General features: G+C 38.4%; 19 protein-coding genes and 1 riboswitch. Of the genes, 8 read left to right on the top strand and 11 right to left on the bottom strand.

What is annotated here, in order from left to right:
• The 3 genes from O3C63_05410 to O3C63_05400 all read left to right on the top strand — a co-directional run.
• Positions 1-2,745 (top strand): preprotein translocase subunit SecA (locus O3C63_05410; protein ID MDA0772363.1); only part of this gene is annotated, 2,745 nt, incomplete at its 5' end.
• Positions 2,738-4,216: a chorismate-binding protein gene (locus O3C63_05405; protein MDA0772362.1), complete on the top strand. Its 1,479-nt coding sequence runs from the start codon at positions 2,738-2,740 to the stop codon at positions 4,214-4,216. The genes O3C63_05410 and O3C63_05405, both read left to right, overlap by 8 nt.
• Positions 4,217-4,301: 85 nt before the next feature.
• Complete coding sequence (locus O3C63_05400) at positions 4,302-4,844, top strand: bifunctional nuclease family protein (GenBank protein ID MDA0772361.1); 543 nt, start codon at positions 4,302-4,304, stop codon at positions 4,842-4,844.
• A 505-nt stretch (positions 4,845-5,349) separates the two neighbouring features.
• Here the strand turns inward: O3C63_05400 and polA are convergent.
• Positions 5,350-8,226, bottom strand: a complete 2,877-nt coding sequence (gene polA, locus O3C63_05395; GenBank protein MDA0772360.1) for a DNA polymerase I — start codon at positions 8,224-8,226, stop codon at positions 5,350-5,352.
• Positions 8,227-8,522: 296 nt separating this feature from the next.
• On the opposite strand from polA, the gene O3C63_05390 reads away from it, so the two are divergent.
• Entirely contained in the window at positions 8,523-9,050 is a 528-nt protein-coding gene (locus tag O3C63_05390; protein MDA0772359.1) for an NADH-quinone oxidoreductase subunit B, read from the top strand.
• A 48-nt stretch (positions 9,051-9,098) separates the two neighbouring features.
• On the top strand, positions 9,099-9,614 hold the full coding sequence (locus O3C63_05385) for an NADH-quinone oxidoreductase subunit C (protein ID MDA0772358.1): 516 nt from the start codon (positions 9,099-9,101) through the stop codon (positions 9,612-9,614).
• A gap of 166 nt (positions 9,615-9,780) precedes the next feature.
• Here O3C63_05385 and O3C63_05380 read toward each other — a convergent pair whose 3' ends face one another.
• From O3C63_05380 to O3C63_05365, 4 genes are all read right to left on the bottom strand, one after another.
• On the bottom strand, positions 9,781-10,260 hold the full coding sequence (locus O3C63_05380) for a hypothetical protein (protein MDA0772357.1): 480 nt from the start codon (positions 10,258-10,260) through the stop codon (positions 9,781-9,783).
• 91 nt (positions 10,261-10,351) lie between these two features.
• The gene (locus O3C63_05375) at positions 10,352-10,630 is read right to left on the bottom strand and encodes a hypothetical protein (GenBank protein ID MDA0772356.1); all 279 of its coding nucleotides are present in this window, start codon (positions 10,628-10,630) and stop codon (positions 10,352-10,354) included.
• A 69-nt stretch (positions 10,631-10,699) separates the two neighbouring features.
• Positions 10,700-11,038: a hypothetical protein gene (locus tag O3C63_05370; protein ID MDA0772355.1), complete on the bottom strand. Its 339-nt coding sequence runs from the start codon at positions 11,036-11,038 to the stop codon at positions 10,700-10,702.
• Between the two features lie 98 nt (positions 11,039-11,136).
• Positions 11,137-13,071, bottom strand: a complete 1,935-nt coding sequence (locus tag O3C63_05365; GenBank protein ID MDA0772354.1) for a BamA/TamA family outer membrane protein — start codon at positions 13,069-13,071, stop codon at positions 11,137-11,139.
• Between the two features lie 52 nt (positions 13,072-13,123).
• On the opposite strand from O3C63_05365, the gene O3C63_05360 reads away from it, so the two are divergent.
• The 3 genes from O3C63_05360 to O3C63_05350 all read left to right on the top strand — a co-directional run bounded on the left by O3C63_05360 (position 13,124) and on the right by O3C63_05350 (position 15,942).
• Positions 13,124-14,701 carry a 2-isopropylmalate synthase gene (locus tag O3C63_05360; protein MDA0772353.1) on the top strand — a complete coding sequence of 526 codons (1,578 nt, stop codon included), beginning with the start codon at positions 13,124-13,126 and terminating at the stop codon, positions 14,699-14,701.
• Positions 14,698-15,351, top strand: coding sequence for a (d)CMP kinase (gene cmk / locus O3C63_05355; protein ID MDA0772352.1), 654 nt, complete (start codon positions 14,698-14,700; stop codon positions 15,349-15,351). The genes O3C63_05360 and cmk overlap by 4 nt, the downstream gene beginning before the upstream one ends.
• 183 nt (positions 15,352-15,534) lie before the next feature.
• A riboswitch (TPP riboswitch) is annotated at positions 15,535-15,604 on the top strand.
• Positions 15,595-15,942: an MTH1187 family thiamine-binding protein gene (locus O3C63_05350; protein MDA0772351.1), complete on the top strand. Its 348-nt coding sequence runs from the start codon at positions 15,595-15,597 to the stop codon at positions 15,940-15,942. (Overlaps the previous riboswitch by 10 nt.)
• Before the next feature lie 30 nt (positions 15,943-15,972).
• Here the strand turns inward: O3C63_05350 and O3C63_05345 are convergent, their stop codons facing one another.
• The 6 genes from O3C63_05345 to O3C63_05320 all read right to left on the bottom strand — a co-directional run bounded on the left by O3C63_05345 (position 15,973) and on the right by O3C63_05320 (position 23,418).
• The gene (locus tag O3C63_05345) at positions 15,973-17,541 is read right to left on the bottom strand and encodes a hypothetical protein (GenBank protein MDA0772350.1); all 1,569 of its coding nucleotides are present in this window, start codon (positions 17,539-17,541) and stop codon (positions 15,973-15,975) included.
• A 77-nt stretch (positions 17,542-17,618) separates the two neighbouring features.
• Entirely contained in the window at positions 17,619-18,941 is a 1,323-nt protein-coding gene (locus O3C63_05340) for a hypothetical protein (protein ID MDA0772349.1), read from the bottom strand.
• A gap of 8 nt (positions 18,942-18,949) precedes the next feature.
• Positions 18,950-19,504, bottom strand: a complete 555-nt coding sequence (locus O3C63_05335) for a hypothetical protein (GenBank protein MDA0772348.1) — start codon at positions 19,502-19,504, stop codon at positions 18,950-18,952.
• Positions 19,471-22,284: an ATP-binding protein gene (locus O3C63_05330; GenBank protein ID MDA0772347.1), complete on the bottom strand. Its 2,814-nt coding sequence runs from the start codon at positions 22,282-22,284 to the stop codon at positions 19,471-19,473. The genes O3C63_05335 and O3C63_05330 overlap by 34 nt, the downstream gene beginning before the upstream one ends.
• Positions 22,284-22,871, bottom strand: a complete 588-nt coding sequence (locus O3C63_05325; protein MDA0772346.1) for a hypothetical protein — start codon at positions 22,869-22,871, stop codon at positions 22,284-22,286. Before O3C63_05325 ends, O3C63_05330 begins: the two co-directional genes overlap by 1 nt.
• Complete coding sequence (locus O3C63_05320) at positions 22,843-23,418, bottom strand: hypothetical protein (GenBank protein MDA0772345.1); 576 nt, start codon at positions 23,416-23,418, stop codon at positions 22,843-22,845. Before O3C63_05320 ends, O3C63_05325 begins: the two co-directional genes overlap by 29 nt.
• Positions 23,419-23,760: the final 342 nt, after the last annotated feature.

Here is a 23,760-nt window from a genome sequence, read left to right as displayed (position 1 = left end):
TCAAAATTAAGCGATTCTCAACTGCAAGCCAAAACAACAGAGTTCAAGAATCTAATCAAATCAAGACTCGATGAAACTGAATTAGTTAAACTAATCCGAGACGATGTACCCAAAATGCCTGGTCAAATTAGAACCAGCCATGACAAAGTCTTGAAAGAAGTGCTTAATGAAATCCTCCCTGAGGTTTTTGCAGTTTGTAGAGAAGCAAGCACACGTGTACTTGGCATGCGCCATTTTGATGTACAAATGATTGGTGGCTTCCAACTTCACAACGGTGGTATTGCTGAGATGCAAACAGGTGAAGGTAAAACTCTTGTTTGCACATTAGCAGCATACCTCAATGCTTTAAGTGGTCGCGGTGTTCATGTTGTAACGGTCAATGACTACCTAGCTCAGCGTGACTCAGAATGGATGGGCAAGCTCTACAAGTTTCTTGGTTTAAGCACTGGTTTAGTTATTGCAGGCAAAGATCCAAAACAAAGACAAGAAGCCTATGGCAGCGACATCACATACGGAACCAATAATGAGTTTGGTTTTGATTATCTACGCGACAATATGGAAACCGACATCAATGACTGCGTGCAACGTGATTACTATATGGCAATCATAGACGAGGTTGATAGTATTCTTATTGATGAAGCTCGTACTCCGTTAATCATCAGTGGCTTGCCTGACACAAAGAAAAACGAGATTTATCAAGCAATGTCAAAAGCAGTCAAACAGCTCAATTGCGGTAGTGATGAAAAAGATAAATCAATTGATTCTCATTATTACTTAGACGAAAAAGCCAAAAACGTAATCCTAACAGATTCTGGTATTCACAAGGCAGAAACAGTGCTCAAAGTCAAAGATCTTTGGGACCCAGAATACAACTTCGCGCATCATTTAATTCAAGCACTTCGTGCCAAAGAATTATTCACAAAAGACACAGACTATATTGTCAAAAAATCAGAAAGATCAGGACGCAAAGAAATCATTATCGTTGATGAATTTACCGGACGTCTGATGGAAGGTCGTAGATGGTCAGATGGCTTGCATCAGGCAATTGAAGCAAAGGAAGGAGTTGCGATTCAAGAAGAGACTCTTACCATGGCAAGTATTACTTTCCAAAATCTTTTTAGACTCTACTCCAAACTTGGTGGTATGACAGGTACTGCAATGACAGAAGCTGTAGAGTTTGAAAAAATCTACAACCTTGGAGTTGTTAATATCCCTACCAACAAGCCATGTATCAGACTTGACCTTAATGACGTTGTCTACAAATCAGAAGCAGCCAAGTATTTTGCAATTGCCGAAGATATAGTCATGGCACATAACGCTGGTACCCCAACACTAGTTGGTACCACCAGTATCGACAAGTCAGAATACTTAGCAGATATACTGACCAAGCCAAAATATGCACTCAACGTACTTAGTTTTAGACTTGAAAGACTCAATAAAGTCCTCAAGGAGCACAAAATCACACTTGATAATGAGTTCCTAAAACTCTTAGACAAACCTGGCAATCTCAGCAGCAAAAACTCGGAGCCATTTTTTTGCTTCATTAGAGAAGCAATTAAAAAACCAAATGAAGATAGTAGCTTTGCAATTGATAGCCTAGAAGCTGTAATTAGCGTACTTGATTTTATTCGCAAGAAATTCAGAGTAAGTGTGCTTAATGCCAAGCACCACAAACAAGAAGCTGAAATCATTAGAGAGGCTGGCAAGCTTGGGGCAATTACTATTGCAACCAATATGGCAGGTCGCGGTACTGACATTATTCTTGGCGGTCATTTATCAGGTGATCCGAGTCACCCAGACTACAATATCGTCAACACCAAAGCTCAAGAGCATGTATTAGAGCAAGGCGGACTTTATGTCATTGGTAGTGAGCGTCACGAAAGTAGAAGAATCGATAATCAGCTTCGAGGTCGTTGCGGTCGTCAAGGTGATCCAGGCAAATCCAAATTTTATTTATCACTGGAAGACAATTTGATGCGTATCTTTGGAGGAGAGAAAGTAATTGGCATTATGAATATGCTCAATGCTGACGAGGATTTACCGATTGAAGCAAGTATCATTACTGGAGCGATCAATAACTCACAAAAGAAAGTCGAGTCGCACAACTTTGACTTACGTAAACATGTACTTCAGTACGATGACGTGCTTAATACTCAGCGTGAAGTGATTTATCGTGAGCGTAGAGAAATCCTCAAGGGTGAGGATATTCACGACAATATACTTGATATGATCAATGATCATATTGAAGACGTGATTTATACTCATATCAACCCAAATACACCAAAAGAGCTCTGGTACGATGATAGTAACGGAGCTAGTCCAATGCTAACCATCTTTGATCAACTCAAAGCTGATCTTGGCGGGGCAGTATTGCGTGATCTTGACGATATTGAAACTTTTGCTGATTCAGGCTTTGATGCCTTGATGCATCAAGTCAAGGACTCAGCGTATAAGATTTATAGTGACAAAGAACAGAATTGCGGCAAAGAAATTCTGCGTGAAGCAGAAAGACAAATCATGCTACATGTAATTGACTCTAAATGGGTTGGACATATACATGCTATGGACTCGCTCAAAGAAGGAATCCATCTGCAAGGTTATGGTCAAAAAGATCCATTGATTGAATACAAGAAAGAAAGTTTTGATATGTTTGATATTTTACTTGCTGATATTCGCAAGAACACAGTGAAACTACTTTATCACGCACAAATAGTAGAACAAAAAAAAGAGCAGGCTAGTGCTTAATTTCAATCAATTCCAAGAACTGGCTAATAAGCAAGCCATGGTCAGCAATTGGACTGAGCTTGTCGCTGACTTAGATACACCAGTATCAATCTACTCCAAACTTCACAAGAATTCCAAAGATGCCTTTTTATTTGAATCAGTAATTGGCGGCGAAAAAATTGGACGCTATAGCTTTATTGGCTACAAAGCTCTTGAAATCATCAAGACTTACGAGGGTGATCCTTATCAGAGACTTAGTGATCGCCTAACTGAAATCAACCTCAATGGTTTGGAAACAAATCCGGCATTACCATTTTTCCATCAAGGCTTTGTTGGGTATTTTTCTTTTGAAACTATTAGATATATTGAACCGAGTCTCTCAATGCAACAATCGCAATATCCAGAAAGCTACCTTATTTTGGTTGGCTCAATGGTGGTTTTTGATAGAGTAACTCAAAAAATATACCTCATCGCCAATACTCTTGTTGACCACAAGCAAGGACTTGCAAAACAATATCAAGAGAGTCTCGCTAACTTAGCAGAGCTGCAAGCAACAATCAACGACAAGATTGATCTACCAAGACTTGATATTGACCTAGAGAGCTACAGTACTAGGCACCCATCGGCCAATGGTTTTGAAAGCAACACTGGCGAGGATGTATACAAGGCAATGGTAGAAACTGCCAAAGAACATATTATAGAAGGTGATATTTTTCAGGTTGTTCCGTCCCATAAATTAATTAAACAGTGTTCAATTGACCCGCTTAAGGCTTATAGAATTTTGCGCACGGTCAATCCTTCTCCATATCTTTTCTTATACAATCTAGATCTTGATGATCTTGGTTCTGTATCTCTGGTTGGTTCGTCGCCTGAAATGATAGTGAAGTCTAGTTACAATACAAGTGGGAAGTTAGAAGCAGAGATCAGACCAATTGCTGGAACATACAAGAGAGGCAAAACCTTAGAAGAAGATCAACAACTTGCAGACCAACTATTAAACGACCCCAAAGAAGTTGCTGAGCATGTGATGCTAATGGACTTAGCTAGAAATGATCTTGGCAGAGTCTGTCAAAGCGGCTCTATCAAAGTTGCACAGAACATGATAGTTGAAAAATATTCTCACGTCTTGCATATAGTCAGTTCAGTAATTGGTGAACTTAAATCCGAACTAGGTTACAAATCTGGTGTTGAATTATTCCGTGCCTGCTTTCCTGCTGGTACCTTAAGTGGCGCGCCAAAAGTAGAAGCCATCAAAATCATTGCCAAACTAGAGAAAGAAGCCAGAGGACCCTATGGTGGTGGTATTGGGTATTTTGGACTAGACGGGTTGGTGGATGTCGCTATTATAATAAGAACCATGATTATCGAAAACAATAAAATCACCCTGCAAGCTGGTGGTGGTGTAGTCGCTGATTCCCTGCCAGAAAGCGAGTTACAAGAGACTTATAACAAAGCTGGAGCCTTAATTAAGGTGGTAGAATTGGCGAGCTAATTTAGCTCAAAATCAGAGGCGTCGGATTATCTACATCGCTCAAAATGCCTATGTTAAGGGGTTTCTAGAGGGGTATAACTCTCTCATGATGGAAATGTTTGTCACGGGCGTAGCCCTCGATGCAAGAACGAACATACCGCTGGTTATTCTAAACGATGACGAGCGCAAATATACTTTGCCAATCTGGATTGGTCAGGCTGAGGCGCAGGCAATCGCACGCGGACTTACTGGTGCTGAAACAGAACGACCAATGACTCATGATTTGATGGTTGACCTAATTGATTCACTTGAAGCAGAAGTTGACTCCATCGAAATTAATTCATACGAAGAATCCACCTTTTTTGCTTCTATAATTATTACCGACAAAAGCGGCAACAATCTTGCGATTGACGCAAGACCTAGTGATGCAATTTCAATTGCCCTAAGACTTGAAGCTTCTATTTTTGTGTCTGAAAAAATCCTCGAAGAAGTTTGTGGTGAGCTTCAAGCTCTTCATGATAGCGAAGACAAAATTGAACCTATTGCTGATCCTGAGGCGCGCAAAGAATTCAAAGAATTCTTGAAAAACGTTAAAGCCTCTGATTTTAGTTTAGATAGAAGTAATGGTAATGGCTTTGATTTTGAGTAACGCGTCATTGCGTACGTCATCCTGAGGAGTGAAACAACGTCAGGACCTCGCCGAAGCAATCTAATGCAGAATTTACAGCGGCGAAACTTTCACAAAACGAATTTTCCAAAAAGCAATCTCACAAAGCCAGCAGCTTCTACGAAGCTGAATTTTGTTGACTTTGCTACAAAACCTTTTCGGACAAATTGTTTTGCTTCAGCTTTTTGAATGTAACAAAAACCAATATAAATTACTAAAAAGACTTATTCAGAAATGTTCAATAAATCTCTGGTCAATTGCGATGCAATATACCGAGATGTTTCTGAGACACCGTGTCTTCGTTGAAACTAAAGCTGTCACTATCCGCTGAAAGACATGCGGATCTTTATGAACTGGAGTTGACTGAGTTGGAGATGTTCAGAGACGCGAGATAGGTCGAATGATCCAAACCAAAACTGAAACCCCGTAAGTAATTCCTATTTAGAGCGTAACATAGCTATTCGATATTTCCGGACAAGTCAAATAACTACTTCGCATCCAACCAATTGCCCCCAGCACCAATATCCACCTTTAATGGTACTTTGAGTTTGTAAGCATTAGACATTTCAGCGACCATTAGTTCTTTGACTTGGGCTTCTTCTGATTTGTGCACTTCAAGCACAAGTTCATCGTGTACTTGAAGAATAATACGACTCTTCATATTTTTGAGTTTGTTGTTCAAGCTAATCATGGCGACCTTGATGATGTCAGCAGCGGTTCCTTGCAGCGCAGCATTGAAGGCTTGTCTCTCTTCTTCTTTACTTAGCATCTTGTTTGGACTGTTGATATTACGAAAATAGCGACGGCGACCGAGCAAGGTCTCAGTGTATTCTTCTTCATGAGCAGCATCTAACCTGGCATCCATAAATGGTTTGATATTAGGAAAGGCATCAAAATATTGTGCGGTGAATTTACGTGCTTCAGACATGGTGATACCAAGTTGCTTGGCTGTTGCAAAAGGACCTTGCATATAAATCAAAGCAAAGTTGAGAGTTTTACCAATACGACGTTTGTCACTGTCCACTTCTTCAGCCTTGAGTCCAAAGATTTCCATTGCAGTACGTTGATGAATATCCTGATCATTATTAAACGCATCAATCAATGCCTTCTCGTCAGCCATGTGTGCAAGTACTCGAAGTTCAATTTGCGAGTAGTCAGCACTAATAATCAAATGCTCATCATCAATAGGCACAAAAGCCTTGCGAATTTGCCTGCCATATTCTGATTTGATTGGAATATTTTGCAAGTTCGGGTTACTCGAGCTCAAACGCCCTGTAGCAGTAACAACTTGATTAAAGTCAGAATGTAATCTACCAGTGGTTTTGTCTACCAAGTTAGGCAAATTATCAATATAGGTAGAAGCAAGCTTGGTCAAAGTGCGGTATTCAATCACAGAATTGATCATGGCTTTTTGCTGCAGGTCTAATTCATAGTCATTAAGAATTGTTTCTAGTGTACTCATATCTGTAGAATAGCCACCAGACTTAGTTTTCTTACCTACCGTTGGCATCCCCATTGGACCATAAAGAATGTCACTCAATTGCTTCGGTGAAGAAATATTAAACTCTTCTCCGGCTAGTCCATGAATTTCATCAATGAGTTTATCTATTTTTTTGTGGATATCAGAGCTAAGCTCAGCAAGAAACTTAGTGTCAATCTTGACTCCAGCAAGCTCTATTTCAGCGAGCACATCAACTAAAGGAAACTCTAAATCATTGAGCAGCTTCAGCTCTCTTGGATCAAAGACAGTTTGATAATGCTCATAGAGCATATAAGTTATATAAGCATCAGCTGCCGCATAGTTTGCAACCTTGTCTAATGGTGCATTATCAATGGTGATTTGTTTGCGTCCTGTGCCAATCAAGTCTTCGATCTCAACCATTCGCAAACCAAAGATTCTCTTAGACTGCATCTTAAGTCCATGTTTATTAGCTGGGTTAAAAACATAACTAGCAAGCATGGTGTCAAAAAAACTAGTATGAATTTTAATTCCAATACGTTTAAAGATTTTCTGTTCGTACTTGGCGTTTTGAATAATTTGTAATTTAGTCTCATCTTCCAAAATTGTTTTGAGCTTGTCTCTTACTAAATCAGGGTCTAACTGCTTGATTGCTTGATGACGCACTGGAATATAATAGCTCTTGATTTTATCGGCTTTTTTATAAGCTAAAGCCCAACCGACAATATCGCAACTCAGTGTATTCAAACCAGTGGTTTCTAAGTCCACAGCAAAAATCGAGGCTTCTTGAATTTCTTTAATAACATTGTTCAAAACAGCTTCATCCAAAACAACAAAAGCCTTAATGTCTAATTCCTTGATTTCTTTATCGATATCAGCCCAACGTTCTTGATTCTTTGGTTTGTAATCCATATCATTACCTTTAGAACGAGAGACTGTTTGCGGCTCTGGACTAGCAGGCAAATCTCCAACGTCTACCTTGGCTAAATTGCCGTTATTAAAGGGTTTGAGTACCATTGGTAAACGCTTAAGGATTGAATTAAAATCCAATTCTTTCAGGAAACTAATTAAATTATCAGTATCAGGCATATCAAGCTTGCAATGATTCAAACCAAGATCACAATTCTTTACACCATCTTCTTCAATAATAATGGTGGCGATATGTTTTGACATGCGTGCTTGGTCTTCTTGCTCAATAAGTTTTTCTTTGGTTTTAGGTGGACCAACAGCATCTATATTTTTATAAATCCCGTCAAGATCACCATATTCACCCAATAATTTATTTGCAGCCTTGGGTCCAAGACCACGCACACCTGGTATATTGTCAGAGCTATCTCCAGCAATTCCTTTATAGTCAGTAATTTGATCCGGTCTTACACCCATCTTCTCAAAAACCTCATCAGGACCAAAGATCTCCAGCCCGCCGCCGCGCTTGGGCACAGCCATTGAAACGTTCTCAGTTACTAATTGAAAAAGATCTTTATCACCAGAAAGAATCACGACTTCATAACCGTTACGCTCAGCCTTTTTGGCCATGATGCCAATCAAATCATCAGCCTCATAACCAGCTTCTTCAAGAACAGGAATATGAAAGCGCCTAAAACCTTCTTTAATCACTTCCCATTGAGGTTGTAAATCATCAGGCATTGCATCTGGTCTATTAGCTTTGTAATCTTCAAAAATCTCATGTCTATAAGTTGGCTCGGGTAAATCAAAAGCTACTGCAGCATGGCAAGGCTTGGCAAATTCAATAGTGTCAAATAGTGCTTTGAGTGTTCCATAAACAGCCCAAGTAGGATTGCCATTGACATCTCGCAAATTACTCATTTCCAGCGCAAAAAACATTCTAAAAGCTAGGTTGCTGCCGTCTATAAGTAATAATCTTTGTTTTGTTTTGGTGACCATCAGTGAACATTGTAACTGCTATGCCAAGCCAAAAACCTAAAGCACACATATCAATACATACCGTTACTTTGTTAACGCCGGGTCGTAACAAAGTAACGTTTCCTCGATACTTGTCAATACAAAGCGTTACTTTGTTACGACCCGGCGTTAACAAAGTAACGGTATTGCCGAATAAGGCTAATTGATATACTTTATATATAGCTATGGCTAATATACAAGAACTATTTGAAGACAGCAAAGTGGCACCACCGCCAAGCAGAGATATTGTAATCCCTGAAGGACTTGAATCAAACTTAATGGTAACTACAGTTGGTGGTTTCCTCGATAGTATTTACAACTGGGCTAGATCCAACAGTGTTTGGCCCCTCACTTACGGTACTTCTTGTTGCGCAATTGAAATGATGTCAGTAGGGATGTCGCGATTTGATATTTCAAGATTTGGTTCTGAGGTATTTCGTGCCACTCCAAGACAAGCAGATTTGATCATCACCGCAGGAACCATCACCCGCAAAATGGCACCAGCTCTAGTAAGACTTTACCAACAACTTCCTGAACCTAAATACGTAATTGCAATGGGTGCCTGCACCATCACTGGTGGCATGTTCCACGACAGCTATTCAGTAGTTCAAGGCGTAGATAGAATCATCCCAGTAGACGTCTACGTACCTGGCTGCCCGCCTCGCCCAGAAGGTTTGCTCCATGGTTTGTTTACTCTACAGCGCAAAATCCGCAGAGAGAAATTATCCCAAAGAAAAGCAATCTCAAGCTCGCACAATAAAGCAATTAGAGAAGTAGATGAAGAAACTGGCTTGCTAATTAAATAAGATAAGGATTGAAGCTTTGCATTTTCAATGCAGCCCTAAAATAAAATTATGACAGAAGAAAATACTGAAGAACTAAAAATAGAACTTGGAGAATGCGCAAGCTTTCTGTCAGAGAAACGCATCAAGGTCAAAGCACTTGGCAATGACAAGTCTGGTACAGAAATGATTGCAATTGAAGCAAATGATCTTTTACAAGTAGCCAAAGATCTTAAACGCAACATGAAATTTAACTTGCTGAATTTTATTACAGCACTTGAAGTCAAAGATGGCTATCAATCTATTTATAGACTTGAGAATCTCGGTATCGACGAGGAAACCGCCAAAGCAGTTGTAATCAAAGTGACTGTACCCAGAGCAAACCCTCAAATACAATCACTCACGACAGTCTTCCCTACTGCTGACTGGCAAGAACGCGAGGCTTTTGACATGATTGGTATTGAATACCTTGAGCATCCAAATTTAACAAGAATCCTCAACCCAGACAAATGGGAAGGGCATCCTTTGCGCAAGGACTATATTGGTCCTATAGATGCATTGAATGAACCGATTACATACTCTCGCTAAAGTTTAGAGGGTCAACACATGCGCTCCGCATGGTTGCGATCTTTTTAAGCGACCTGTATCTTCGAAACGCTGTTTCGAAACAGGTCTAATGATCCACAAGGAATTTGTGTAGCAAAAAAAAGGACCCTATTAGGGTCCTTTTTATTCTGGGAGGGAGGGAGAATTGTTATAGGACCATCATGTCCTGTAAAATTTTCTTGTCGTCATTGATTACGTTCTGACGCATAGTTCTAATCATTGATTTTGCACCATCATAAATACCAATATTGTATTTAATCAAACCATCTCTTTGTTTAGCCAAATAAAGATGCTCATTAATCACAGCTTGTTCTGTACCGTAGTATTTTTTAGCCATTCCGTTTCCAACAAATGAACCAACTGATCTACCGATTCCAAAACCAATTACGCTACCAAGTGGACCACCAAGTGAACCAGCAGCAATACCAAGCATGCCACCAATACCTTGAGTTCTAAATTTAAGCTTGTTCATTTTAACTTCAACCTCAGAAATTCTTTTGGTCAAACTAAAAATATCCTGGAAGTTACTGGCTGCCAATTGATCCATGGCACGCTTGTTATATTCTGCTTGGACTGACCAGCTTAAATAACTTGCTTCTTGTGCTACTGAGTTTGTGTTTGTAAGCATTCGCTTCCCCTTTATGGTAATTGCAGGGCCGTTGTGGCCCTACACTAAATATTTGAAATCAATGAAATAGTCATCGGCTACTTAATTAGAATTAAGTGCTTTTGATTAGTTCGTTTTCTTTCTTGTAGGTTTCCTTGTCACCCTTCGCAACTTCTAACCAGAACTGCTGATTGTTTCTAGCGTGTCCTAGTAGCTGTCTTACCGTTGAAAGTAGTTGCCTTGCTGCTTGAGCGTCGCCAATCCCAAGAATTGCTTGTTGCATGAGTTGTTCTGCAAAAGCATTATCTGCCTGGGTTTGTGAAACCAAAGACTCAGCGTCAGCCATTCGTTCTGCGGAGTTAATGTAGGGTATGTGTTGATATATTGACATCGTGAACAATATATAAAACATTTAGATTAACCCTAGGTTAAGCAAAGAAAAGATTTACTTAAATAAAATTTATATTACTGCGCCTTCAGTTTTAAGCCAGTCTTCAAAGGCAAGAATATCAGGAATAAACAAATCGCCATTATCATCATTATTCAAAAAGCCCTTAGTTCTCAATCTATCAAAGCCCTTAGATACTTGCTTTGGATTAACTTCAGCCAATCTACTAATTTTGTGAGTGTTTAAAGGAGGAATTTTGGTCCCGTCCTTAGTCACTTTGCCATCTTTCATTACATCTAAGTAAAGTGCAAATGCAACCCTTGCTTCGTCACTAAGCTCCTCAGGAGGTTCAGTAGATACTTCTTCCGTAAGTGCTTGGTTTATATCGTTTAATTCATCTTGATTTGACATACTTGATGGATTCTAGCATAGCTTACGTAAAGGCGTCCTGATTGATGATTAATTTTAGATAATAATAATTAATCAGGGCAACTACCTAGTATATCTCCTTAAATAAACGTAGCCGGACCAAAATTGAGCCTGAACAACTTAGTGCTATCAGTAAGAGCTTCAATAATTGGAAAACCAACGTCAAACCTCAGTGCGCCAAATAATGGAATATTGATACGTAAGCCAAAGCCAACAGAAGCAGCTTGTGAGAGTCTCTCTGTTAGCCTATTGAGCCTGACGTCACCACCTACTAAACCAGCGTCAGCAAACAAAGCAAAATCTAGATTCTTAAAGAGCTTAGAGTTTTTGAGATTAGGCAAAATATTATAAATAGGAGTTCTAAATTCAGCAGTACTCAAGAGCATCTTGCTACCAACACCCAATTCAGAGATTGGCCTATAACCACGAACACCACTACTAGTACCTAATCTATATTTAGAGAATTGAGGAATATCTCCAAAGAGATCATAGCCACCACGCAAATTCAACAACAATGTAGAACGCATTGGCATTGGAAAGAAACGAGAAGCACTAGTACTGAGTTTGGTGTAACTATCAATATCACCTAAACCGAGAGTTGGCATAACAGCAGTTCTAAATCGAGTACCACTTCTTGGTTTATTGTTGTCATCAAGATTTTGATAGAGATAGCTAGACCTAAAGTCTAAGAAAGAACCACTAACAATTTGCTCATCTCTAATTTCTCTCGCTTCTGCTTTGGCAATAGATCTTTTACCATTAATAAATTGTTTTGGGCTTGCATTCAACAAATCCTGATTACTAGGGCGATCAATCTCCATTATATTGTCAGTAACCATGTTGATATAATCAGCTCGCTCACGATCAGTTATATCAATCAAATTAAACGAAGAACCAAAACTAAGATTTTGATTGTCATCAAGACTCTTAGAGATAGTAGCTCCTGCGCTAGTCATAGTTTGTTCAGTCAAGTCGACTGTAAAATTGGGACCTTTGTTGTAACTCAAATTACGAGTAAAAGAAAAATCATGTCCGTGATAAAACGGGGTGGTGTAAGTACCACTAATCGAAGTATACTTCCCTCTCTTCACAAAGTTACTATTGGTATTCAAGGTACTACCAGCAGCAAAACCGCTACCAATGAGAGCAGTAACATTAATTGTCTCGCCCATACCTTTGACGTTACCCTTGGTATAATTCACATTACCAAATAAACCAGCAGAAGAATTCACGCCACCGCCTAGACCAAAACTAGAGAATTTGGCTTTTTCTTTGATCTGAAGCACAAGCTCATAACCTTCTTGATCAATATTAGGTTTGACGACTCTGTTCAGGTCATCAAAGTAATTAGTGCCTTGAATTTTTTTATAGTCCTTGCCAAACTTACGTTCGTTATATGGCTCGTTGAGTTTGGTATTAGTCATCAACAAATGAAGATATTCAGACTGAGTTTTGTGATTACCATTAAAATCAATTGAAGTGATGACGCCTTCATCGATATAAATTTTAAGTCTACCACTGCTATCCATGTCTATGTCTTTGACACGAGCTAGTATATATCCCTGCTTAAGATACTCCTGTTCAAGCTCATGAATCTTGTCAGAGACGAGCCTGGCATTTTCTGGCTTGGCAATCAGACCACTAAAATATTGATAAGCGTCAATCTCCTCAATTTGGTTTGCACCATAAATAATCAAATCAGTAACAGGAGCATTTTCTTCAACTTCAAACTCCAGTAAAATACTACCATCAGGTTTTTGGTATGGTTTAGCTTCAACAGATTGAGCCACAAAATATCCCATCCCAAAAATCCTCCGCAGATCCTCAACAATTAGTTCTTTAGAAAGTGCTTGACCTTTGTACGCCTGAATCACATCCAAAATCTCTTTTTCTGAAACCAAACGGTTACCAGTCACTTTAATTTCAGAAATTACTCCTGTTAATGAGCTAGGGCTAGCATGAACTCTAAACGAGCTCAAAACAATGAGGAGCAGAATAGCAATGTATCTGTACACCTCGCTATTATATGGCAAAATTAATAAATAGATTTGCGCTATACTATTTAATATGTCAGATCCAAATAGAGTTTATATATTTGACACCACTTTGCGCGATGGTGAGCAAAGCCCAGGTGCCAGCATGAATCCTCAAGAAAAACTTGAGATCGCCAAACAACTAGCACTTCTCAAGGTTGACGTAATTGAAGCTGGATTCCCTGTTTCAAGTAAGGGAGATTTTGAGGCAGTACATACTATTGCTCAAGAAGTTCATGGACCAGCCATTTGTGCTCTAGCTAGAGCAATCGAAAAAGATATTAAAGTAGCAGCTGATGCACTTAAAGGCGCCAGCAAAAAAAGACTACATACTTTCATTGCAACCTCAGCAATTCATATGGAGCACAAACTCAAAATGACTCCTGATCAGGTTCTCAAAAAAGCCGGTGAGATGGTTGAGTACGCCAAATCACTTATTGATGAGATTGAATTTTCACCAGAGGATGCAGGACGATCAGAGAAATCCTTTCTTTATGAAATCATCGAACTAGCCATTTCCAAAGGTGCCACTTCTATCAATATCCCTGACACAGTGGGTTATACAACCCCACTCGAATTTGGCCAATTAATCAAAGACATAAAAAAGAATGTACCTAATATAGATCAAGCGATTATTTCCGTTCACTGCCACAACGATCTTGGACTAGCGACGGCAAACTCACTTGCTGCAATCATGAATGGTGCAAGACAAGTAGAATGTACTATCAATGGAATTGGCGAGAGAGCCGGCAACGCTAGCCTTGAAGAAATTGCCATGATACTCAAGACCCGTCATGATCTTGGATACAACACCAATATCAATACTAAGCAATTAATTAGAACAAGTAAATTAGTCAGCAATATTTCAGGAATTTTTGTTCAAGCTAATAAAGCAATTGTCGGAGCTAACGCTTTTGCACATGAATCTGGTATTCACCAAGATGGTATGCTCAAGAATCAAAATACTTACGAGATTATGAACCCAGAAGATGTTGGTATTCTTGCCACACAAATCCCATTAGGACCAAGATCTGGCAAACATGCGCTCAAATCAAGACTTGCTCAGCTGGGCTTTGATGATATCAGCGAAGAAAACCTAGCAAGCATTTATGCTGGCTTTAGCAAACTTGCTGATCAAAAGAAACGAGTTGATGATAGAGATCTATATGCATTAGCTTCTAACCAATCATTAGAGAATGAAATTAGTGCGACATTTGAATTAGAGCATGTACAAGTAACTTGCGGTAGTGGTAATTTGCCGACGGCAAGTGTGATACTACGCGATCAAAGAGATAAAACCAATATTCTCAAAGGTGCCGAACTTGGCACCGGTCCCGTTGACGCAATTTGCAAATGTATTCGCAAGCTAACCAAGACCGATTGCACATTAATTGAATTTACAGTTAAGTCAGTTACAGAGGGTATTGATTCACTCGGCGAAGTCTATATTAGAATCAGAGATGATGACAACAAGGGAGTTTACAGCGGACACGCTGCCAAGACAGATATTGTCATTGCTTCTGCTCAAGCATATTTAAATGCCATCAATAGATTTTTTGAAAGAAAAGAAGGTCTTAAACTAAGTCCTCAATCAACTGAAACGGGAGTATAACCTTGGTAGCAATTGCAATTGATGGGCCAGCTGGTAGCGGCAAGAGTACAATCGCCAAACGACTTGCCACTGAACTAGCTTATATTTATATTGATAGCGGCGCTATGTATAGAGCAGTGACCTATAAATGGCTAGAAAAAAGCAATGGCAAGCAATCTGATCAAGACCCAAAGCTACTCAGTGACATAATCAATCAAACTAATTTTGTTTTTGATGGAAATCAAGTATTAATCAACGATCAAGACTGCAGCAAAGAAATTCGCAGCAACAATGTCAGTCAAAACGTAAGCTATATCGCCTCCTTCCCAGTAGTTAGAGAGAAGCTAGTAGAGCTGCAACGCCAAATGGCAAAAACCAAAGACGTGGTCATGGACGGACGTGATATTGGCACTGTGGTTTTCCCTGATGCCAAGCTCAAAGTATTTATGGTCGCCTCTGCTGAAGTCAGAGCTCAAAGAAGGGCAGCCCAGCTCAAAGAGCAAGGCGAAGAAGTTGACCTTGAACAATTGATTCAAGAAATTAAATTACGAGATAAAACTGACTCACAAAGAACACATTCACCATTGGTTAAGGCTGATGACGCTATTGAGATCAAAACTGATAATTTAAGTATTGAAGAAGTTGTTGAGGCAGTGTTGAATCTAATCTAATCTATGTTAAAATCTCAGTGTCGAACAGGGGAGCTTCTGAGTATAGAGGCTGAGAATGTGCAAACGCACTAGACCCTTAGAGCTTGCTCTCGAAGTGCCATATGCAAGGCTTGCGAAGTTTAATGAACCGCAGTTGACTGAGCCGTCAATAAGGATTCATTAAATTGAGTATAACGCAGCAGATGGTGATTCCAGAGTAAGCTCAGAACCTGATCTGGGTAATTCCAGCGTAGGGAGGTAACAATGTCATTCGTATCAACAATACGTGGCTTATTTTCGTCACGCAAAAAACAAAAAATAGCAGAGCCGATGTATGTGGTTGCAGACATCGCAACTACAGCTTTAGGTAAGGGAGCTTCAATGGCTCACTATGTCAAAACTTGTAGAGAGATTCTTGAGAAACATCATCTTAAGCTCAATAACCATGCCTTTGGCACTAATGTCGAAGGGAGTTTGTCTGATTTGGAAGACGCTCTAAGAGAGTGTCACCAAACTTTGCATTCAAAAGGTGTACCGAGAGTTTCTACAAATTTGACGATTAGTAGCAGGACTGATAAAGCGCAGAGCTTGAAGACTAGGCTTGCAGTTTGATTTAACTGGGATCTAGCAAATCAAAGAATCTTAGAAATTCTCGACTTCTAATCCTAACTCTGCATCAAGCTCATTAATCATGCCATCAATCTCATCAAGATCGGCACCTTGCTGGTCTGGCACTTCAAACTCTTGAGTTGGTTCAAGTATCGGTTTAATTTCACGTGGCAAAACAAGAGCTTCTTCTTGTAGCTCTTGAGCTGTCTCTACAGTGTATAGTTTTGCCAAGAATTTAGAGATAGAGCTGAAATCATCACCAACAATATCACTCAAGTAAAGCTCAGGGTGAATATAGAGTTGGGATTCAGCAATAGCAAGAATATATTTCAAACTATGAATCATCATTCTGCCGTAGTATTTTTTATTGAGATAGAAATTACTTAAGTACCTATTTAAAGCAATAGAATCAGGAAATTCAACAATCAATGACTTAGCACGTTTGTTAACAAGTTGTTTATAACTTAGCGGTGCATCTATGAGTAGATGCTCAAAAATAATCAAAGAAACTAATTCTTTGTCATCGTCACCAAAACGACTTAATAACTGGTCTTCAATTAAACGATAGGTCTCAGTATTTTCAAATGAAAAAGATTCTTGCAATTGAATCAAAGCTTGCTTGCAAAGTTGTTCTTTTTGGATTATATTAACTGCAATTGGTTTATTAATTGTTTTTTGGTAATAATCAACACAAATACCTTTGTTGTAATTAATTGTAAAAATTAATGAAACAACAATCAACACAAAACTAAAGAACACAAAAACTTGGTTCGCTAGACTAAAGCGATGTTTGTCATCTTTGCTAATTTGAGTTGTCATAGTAGTTCTATTATACTTGTCAAAGATCAAACGTATCGAGGTTCCTTCACCAGCTAGAGTATCAATCACTGCATGAGCCTTATGAAACTGCATAACAGGCTGCAGACTCGCCAAACCATGTCCAGTACTAAGCTCTAAGCCAGAATCCTCATTAATAGCAGCAGCAAGTTCATCAGGGATTGACTTACCAAAAGAACTAATCTTAATTTGCCACTTATTATCCATGTCATTTAGTTCTATTTTTACTTGCTCTCCGGTATATTTAAGAGCATTCTCAACGAGATTAAGAATCACCTTAGATAGTAATGAAAAGTTGCCCTCAATTAAGGCATGTTCAGTAGTGCAGTTGTTTACCATTTCTAAACGACCATTATTACTAAGCTGCAAGAGTTCAAGTTCCAAAATATCCTTGAGATCAAGTGCTTCTTTTTGATAAAGTGATTGAAGCAAGTCTTTGTCTTCATCACGAAGTGATTTGTTTGCTTGATAAAGTTCATCGAATAAAGAACGGAAATGAAAACTAGCTCCTTTGGCAAAGTTTTGTATATTTGTATCGTTAGTTTGATTTTTAATTAAAGCAAAAAAATTAGCTGCATCATGTAGGTGTGAAGTATTAAGAGCCAATAGTGAATTCAAACTATTTTTATATTGATTATTAGCTTTTTGAGAACTCTTTTCAATAACAAGTTTGAAGACATAAATCAGCAAAAGATTGATACCAAGAATACTAGTGATCCAAATTAAAGTCATGTTTAAATATCCTAAGTAATTTATTTTCTCCACTAATGTAACTAATGCTTTGCACCGTTCCAAGCTTTTTCATTTCGATAGAACCAACAAAACTTAAATTTGTAGGATATCTAATAGATTTTATCATCCTCTCGCTTGAGCGTCTCATATAATAAATCCTCTTGTAACTTAAGTTGATTGATTAAGCCTTGGTCATTTGAATTAAGCTCAATTGCAGAACGAATTGATTCATAAGAATTATTAATACTATCAATTATATTGCGGTAGCCACCAAAGGCAGGGCTAAAAATTCCCTGCCCCTGACCTAATATAACCGAGCTTAACGCAGGTAAATAAACAAAGCCAGTGATAGATAAAGAAATCTCCAAGAAATAAAGCCCGAGATTATCAAACTCTCTAAGAATTAACTTGATTAAAAAATATATTAGTGAAATCAACACAACAGAGATCAAGGTTTTTAACCAAGTAATAAATGAATTAACTGCATTGGATTTCAAAGAATCAGAAACCAAAGCAAGCGCCCATAGAGGTGACAGCACTATGCCAATCACGATATTAATCACTAGTCCAGTTAGAAAGAAATATAGAAAAAACTGCGCAAGTATATCGATAATAGCGAGTATCAAACCAGGAAGATAACCAGTTTGCTCAATCAATGCCTCCCAATTAAAAGCCAGCTTGCTATAAACAGTAGTAAAATCAAAACTATCTTCCAAAAGAATAATCAACCTATTATTCAAGGCATAAACCCAATTGATAATCAAATGCAAACCTGGTCCAACAAAATTGATAACCAGCATCGTAAATAAACCATTGAGCAAAGGTGCGGAGATAGAATAGTCCCAATCTGAATTTGCTGCAAGTCTCTTAAATATAATAAAGATGGTAATGATACTAAGTAAAGCCAAGGCGATCTTTTTGATGAATTTATGTAAGGCATTAAGATTCGGTTTTTGAGCAATTTTCATAATCGCTTTTAAGATACTAGGTTTACCAAGTTCTTGTTTGGAAACATCAAGCAAAAATTGATCGGTCACTTTGTGCGATCGGAAATTGGCATTGAGAATCTCTTCAGTCATCTGCAATCGTTGATACTCAGGATAGCCACTAAAGACTTGCTTAAGAGCCAATTCCGTGCCGCGTTTGACCTGATAGGTCACGTCAACTCGTCCATTACCCATACTAAAAGTATTAGACAAAACTTGACCAATTGTATCTGAAGCCGTTGAGCCAAGTTTATATTGATCCAAAAGATTGCCCAAGTCACTCTTATCATTGTTATCAAGTTCAAGCAGTGTCTTGCCCTTGTCTATATTGATATACTTGATTGGATCTTGATGATAATCATTAAAAATCCCCAAAGGATCCTGTAAATCAATACCAAAGAAGGCTTGAGCGCTAGTCATGCAAGTCACAAACAAAACTAAACTCATAATCAATCTCATTGTTCAATCCTAAAAACAGGAATAGACTGCACAACAAGATTGTTAGTGTCGATAATCAACTCAATACTAAAATTACGATCCATATAATCACCATTGAATAATTCTCTGCCTAAACAAATGGCTTTAGCATGTTGTTCATCTAAAGAATCTAAAAAAATATCATCAAGCTTGAATTTACTCACAAGTTTCATTTCTTGACGCCTGATCATTTCAGGACGGATCTCAAGAGCAAATAATTCTTTGTCAGTAATATTAGCGAGAGTGTCAATTGCTGACTGACTAAGATCAAAAAAATTAACTAAATAATTTTCAACAAAATTGCGCAGTTCTAATTCACTAATTTGAGATTCATTAGTAAGTAGCTCTTCACTAACACTCTCTTTGACAGTCTTGGGTATTATTCTAGATTCAATCAACTCATAAACCAAAGCCAAGTTTAATAACAAAGACAAGACTACAATAAGCTGCAGCTTTTTTATTAAGCCAGCTTGTTGCATCCATTGACTAAAAGCATCTTCTAGCATGCAAGCTCCTTGACCACTTGCAAACACGCTTCTGCTTTAGTTCGTGATTTCTTCAAATCAGTCAATAATTGACTGCGTCGATTTACAAAATCACGCGTCGAGTTACACAAAACAGCTTCACAGGGATCAAGTGTCAATTTAACTAAGCCTGAAGAGCGAGTGGTTTTTAGAAGAGCAATGCCTCGCTCATTCATTAACGGTGAGTGTAATAATTGATTTTCTGTTTGATTGAGATTCGCATATGCTGAAATTTCTGACTTGTCGCGAGCTTCCTTCAGTTGAAAACAAAGACTAACAGAAGCAGAAGAATGAATCTCTCGAGGGATATCACTTGGTTTTTGGGAAATTGTCCAAAGCCCCAAATCTAGTCCCCTACCAGCTCTTGCCAAGTGTATCAATAGTTGCTTACCATGTTCACTATCTTTATTAGTAAAAATCTTCCAAGCTTCATCTATCACCAAAGTGATGCCAGCATGTTTATCTACACTGATTTTATTTTCAATGAAATTTGATAACAAGAATAAGCTGACCGGTAAGAAATTAGAATCAGGATTCAATTTAGAAAAACAAAATAAACGTAACTGAATATCATTATCCAAATGGGATTGAGTACCGTCCATGAGTTTGGAATAAATACCACCAGTCAACTGACAGTAAGGAGAGATCACTGCCCTCCACTTATCGGCGTCTTCATTCTCAGATCGACAGAGGCATTCATAGAAATCACTCAATGATGGTGTTTCGTATGAATAATATAAGTCATGGATTTTGTTTGTCAAAAATACTTTCTCGCCAGAGTCTAATTTGGCTTGGTTGTCTTTCATAACAGCAAAGAGTTTCAAAAGATCTTCAATATGTTTCAAAAAATCGTCAGTACCAGGCTTCGCCCTGCAGGCAAAAGGAGCAAACAATGGTTCATCAAGACCATATTTATCAATTTCAATAATCTCACCGCCAAAGAAATCAACAAAGAATTGCCAACCATCCTCGGTATTGTCGATAATATAAAAGCGTCTGTTGCTTTCTTGCAAACGCCGCTTAATAGCGAGCTTAGCAGCGACAGTCTTGCCTGAACCAGAGTCACCAATAAAGTTGATAGCCCGGTTATGGCAATAAGCAGTATCGTATTCATTAAGGTAAACTGGTTTGGCATTAACTAAAGCTGTTGCCAGCAAGGGACCTGCGGGAGTCCCCAAGTCATTATCAACAAAACTAAAGCAAGACTTGGCAAAATCTAAATTAGCAAACAACTTCTCACTATTCGATAATTTATTATATGCAAATGGTAATGAATATAGCCAATTATTTACTTGTTGCCGGTCCAGAGAATCCAAACAAGTTTGTTTCATTGGCTTGCGTATCAAATTATCAATATCTTGTAATTCTTTAACTGTAGCTCCTGAGACTCCAATATAAATCACTAAATCAAAACTATAAGGTCTGTCAATCAAATCCTTAGCCAGCTCTTGATTTTCTTGAATAATATTGACGGTACTGACTTTAGATCTAGTTTTCATTTGTTTCAGAATCTCAGATTTATTTTCGGCCTTGCGCCTGTCACTAATTGCGTTTCGTGGCTGCAAATATATCGAGATATAAGACTCTGTAGAAAACAAAGGTAAGTAATTCAAGAGCCAAAACTTAATATCACCAGTCTCTGGTGGTACGCTAAAACGGTAAATCTTGTGCAGACGTCCTTTAAACTCAAGGTACTTAGACCGATCAATCAGCAAATCGTCATTAGACTTGTTTTGAAAGTCGGAATTATCTCCAAAGGCAACACGCGCACTCCGCACGGTTGCTACCTTTTTTTGAGCGACCTGTACATCGAAACTGTGTTTCAAAACAGGTCTATTCTTTCCTTGCCCATTGAGCTGTTTGGATAGTAACCAATGATCACAAAACGCTATCAAGTCATTAGAAAGCAAAGGCTCAGCAGCAATCCCGATCTGGTTGAGGCTCTTGAGACAAGTTGCTAGTTTTTGTTCTAGTAGTTTATACTCAGTCTCTAAATCATTAAAATCATTTTTGATTAAAAAGCTCAACCATGACTCAGGTACAAAATTGCTCAAAACTTTGTACAAGAGTTGATTTTTATTCTTATTATTCTTGTGGCGTATAATAATATAAAACTCTGGACTTGCAATAAATTGATCTTGTCCAAAGACCTTATCTTGCCATTCTTGATTAATCTCTATCATTTCAGCAAGATTGTGGTTCAAACTATAATTAACATTGTCAAGTTGAAGCTGATAGGGCTTCACCCAAATAAAACATTGAAAAACATCTTCTAATAGATTGGAATTAAGCAAATAGGAATTAATCGAATCAATAGACTGTAATTGGGCAAGGTAACTTGCCCAAGTTTCTAAAATAGAATCACGCTCCTGACTGGTAGATTTGTTCCAGGAGATGCCGTTATTGAGTTTCAGTACTGAAATCAAATCTGCTTCTTTGGAAACGATATGATCATGGTTTATAGTTTTTAGATTTTGCAAATCAAGGACTGATTTGTAGCCATCAGTATTGGGCAAGGTTTTGAAAACATGATTGGCAAAAGGATGAGTCAAAAAAGAACTATAGAAACCAGGAACTGCGTTATCCAGAGATGATTTAATGACAAAACTAATTACTATCATCCAGAGTATAGAAAGAAAAAGCAAAAGAGGATTATTGAAACCTAGCTTGAGACTAAGAGCTAGATAAACTAGAGCAATAGTCAATGCAGCTATCTTTAGCCAAGTAAACAAACTTAAGCCCCAAAAAAACTCTTCTGCTTTTTTAAATTCTTTATATGTGCGGATCATTAGTTTTCAACAATAGACTTGTATTGAAAGTCAGAATTATCTCCAAGGGCAACACTCGCGTTCCACACTGTTGCTACCTTGTTTTGATCGACCTGTACATCGAAACTTCGTTTCGAAACAGGTCTCACAATAGCCGGCAAACCTCTTGATAAATTATTCAAAAGATTATAGCCACCGAGTCCAACAGCAGCCATTGGTGCGGCGGTTTGCATCATGCCACCAAGCTCAGCCGTTAAACCATAAAACCCGTTGACATAATCGCCAAGTCCGCTACCAGTAAGATGTTCAGCGTATACGGTGTCAACTGCAAATTGTCCGCCAACATCATTAATCATACTAAAAACAAGCGGCAAGACTTGAATCAAAAATACCCCAGCAGTAGTAGTGCCAATCGACGCTACTATACTAGTCGTATTAAAGCTAGTGGATCTGTTTTCGCTAGCCACTCTCAGTGCTTTGTGTTTACCCAAGATTTTGGATTCAACCAGGTTATAGCCCCAGATCGGCAATGTTACAGTTGCAATAATCGCTGCCACATAAAGACAGAAGCCTGCGATATTAATGCTGTGAGTTAGAATTTCGTTCATTGGTAAGTACCTCCTTTAATGCTTCAATTGCTAACAACAAGTGTTTGTCTTCGGCTTTCGCCAAATAAAATTGTTTTTGAATTTGATAACTAGCTAGTGTTGTCAAAACAATCACAAAAGCTAACCAAGCAAACATAAAATATGGATTTTGATTCATCTTCAAAAAATATGGGATAGCGCTTGCAATCAAAAGTATCCCTGAACTTATAAAAACCGTAGTCCCGCAAAAAACAGAGAAGGGACTGGCTGCTCTAGCTTCACTCAGCTCTGGAACCCGCAGAGCAAGTTGATCTAAAGAAACAGCTTCTGGTAATCCTTTAATTTTGGACATAAAACTGTTATAGACCTTGTGTTCAGCACAATGGTATTGTTTCAAAAGCTTCGGCAAAGGACGTTTGATTGATTGATAAGGCGGGCTTCCTCGATAAGTCCCGGTTTCTATTTCTGGCATAATAGCCTCCTGTTCTGACGGGTCAATATACTTGGCATAAGAAGTCTTATTGCCAATAGAAAAATATATACAGTCTATTTCGCTGTAAGCGTCCATTGGGTTTCAATTTGTTGTATTAGAAAAACTTCTTTTTCAGCGTGTCTTTAAAGTGATTAGTAAATTATTTAGCACCGAGTAAAGTTCTTTGGACAGAGTTCAGTTTCAACAATAAGTTTGGTAATTCATCTTTCACAATCACACTAATAGTTTTAGCATCATAGAACTATAAACGAAAGGGGTCATTTAACCCCTGTAACAAAAGCATCAAATGCAATAGACGCAAGAATTTTAATAATTTACGCAATTACGCAAAGCAAAGTCAAGGGGTCAAAAGACATCCAGCTTCTATACATAAGGATGCACTGAAAAATGCAAAGTCACAACCCTTATCTGTCACGT

This window comes from Cyanobacteriota bacterium (assembly GCA_027618255.1).
In the GTDB taxonomy this organism is placed as follows: Bacteria; Cyanobacteriota; Vampirovibrionia; order LMEP-6097; family LMEP-6097; genus JABHOV01.
Note: the sequence above shows the minus strand (reverse complement) of the source record. Positions and strands in the feature narration are given on the sequence as shown.

Coding starts and splice junctions, on each gene's coding strand:
- O3C63_05400 (MDA0772361.1), top strand. CDS start 4,302: ATGATGGAAATGTTTGTCACGGGCGTAGCCCTCGATGCAAGAACGAAC.
- polA (MDA0772360.1), bottom strand. CDS start 8,226: ATGGTCACCAAAACAAAACAAAGATTATTACTTATAGACGGCAGCAAC.
- O3C63_05390 (MDA0772359.1), top strand. CDS start 8,523: ATGGTAACTACAGTTGGTGGTTTCCTCGATAGTATTTACAACTGGGCT.
- O3C63_05385 (MDA0772358.1), top strand. CDS start 9,099: ATGACAGAAGAAAATACTGAAGAACTAAAAATAGAACTTGGAGAATGC.
- O3C63_05380 (MDA0772357.1), bottom strand. CDS start 10,260: ATGCTTACAAACACAAACTCAGTAGCACAAGAAGCAAGTTATTTAAGC.
- O3C63_05375 (MDA0772356.1), bottom strand. CDS start 10,630: ATGTCAATATATCAACACATACCCTACATTAACTCCGCAGAACGAATG.
- O3C63_05370 (MDA0772355.1), bottom strand. CDS start 11,038: ATGTCAAATCAAGATGAATTAAACGATATAAACCAAGCACTTACGGAA.
- O3C63_05360 (MDA0772353.1), top strand. CDS start 13,124: ATGTCAGATCCAAATAGAGTTTATATATTTGACACCACTTTGCGCGAT.
- O3C63_05350 (MDA0772351.1), top strand. CDS start 15,595: ATGTCATTCGTATCAACAATACGTGGCTTATTTTCGTCACGCAAAAAA.
- O3C63_05340 (MDA0772349.1), bottom strand. CDS start 18,941: ATGAGTTTAGTTTTGTTTGTGACTTGCATGACTAGCGCTCAAGCCTTC.
- O3C63_05330 (MDA0772347.1), bottom strand. CDS start 22,284: ATGATCCGCACATATAAAGAATTTAAAAAAGCAGAAGAGTTTTTTTGG.
- O3C63_05325 (MDA0772346.1), bottom strand. CDS start 22,871: ATGAACGAAATTCTAACTCACAGCATTAATATCGCAGGCTTCTGTCTT.
- O3C63_05320 (MDA0772345.1), bottom strand. CDS start 23,418: ATGGACGCTTACAGCGAAATAGACTGTATATATTTTTCTATTGGCAAT.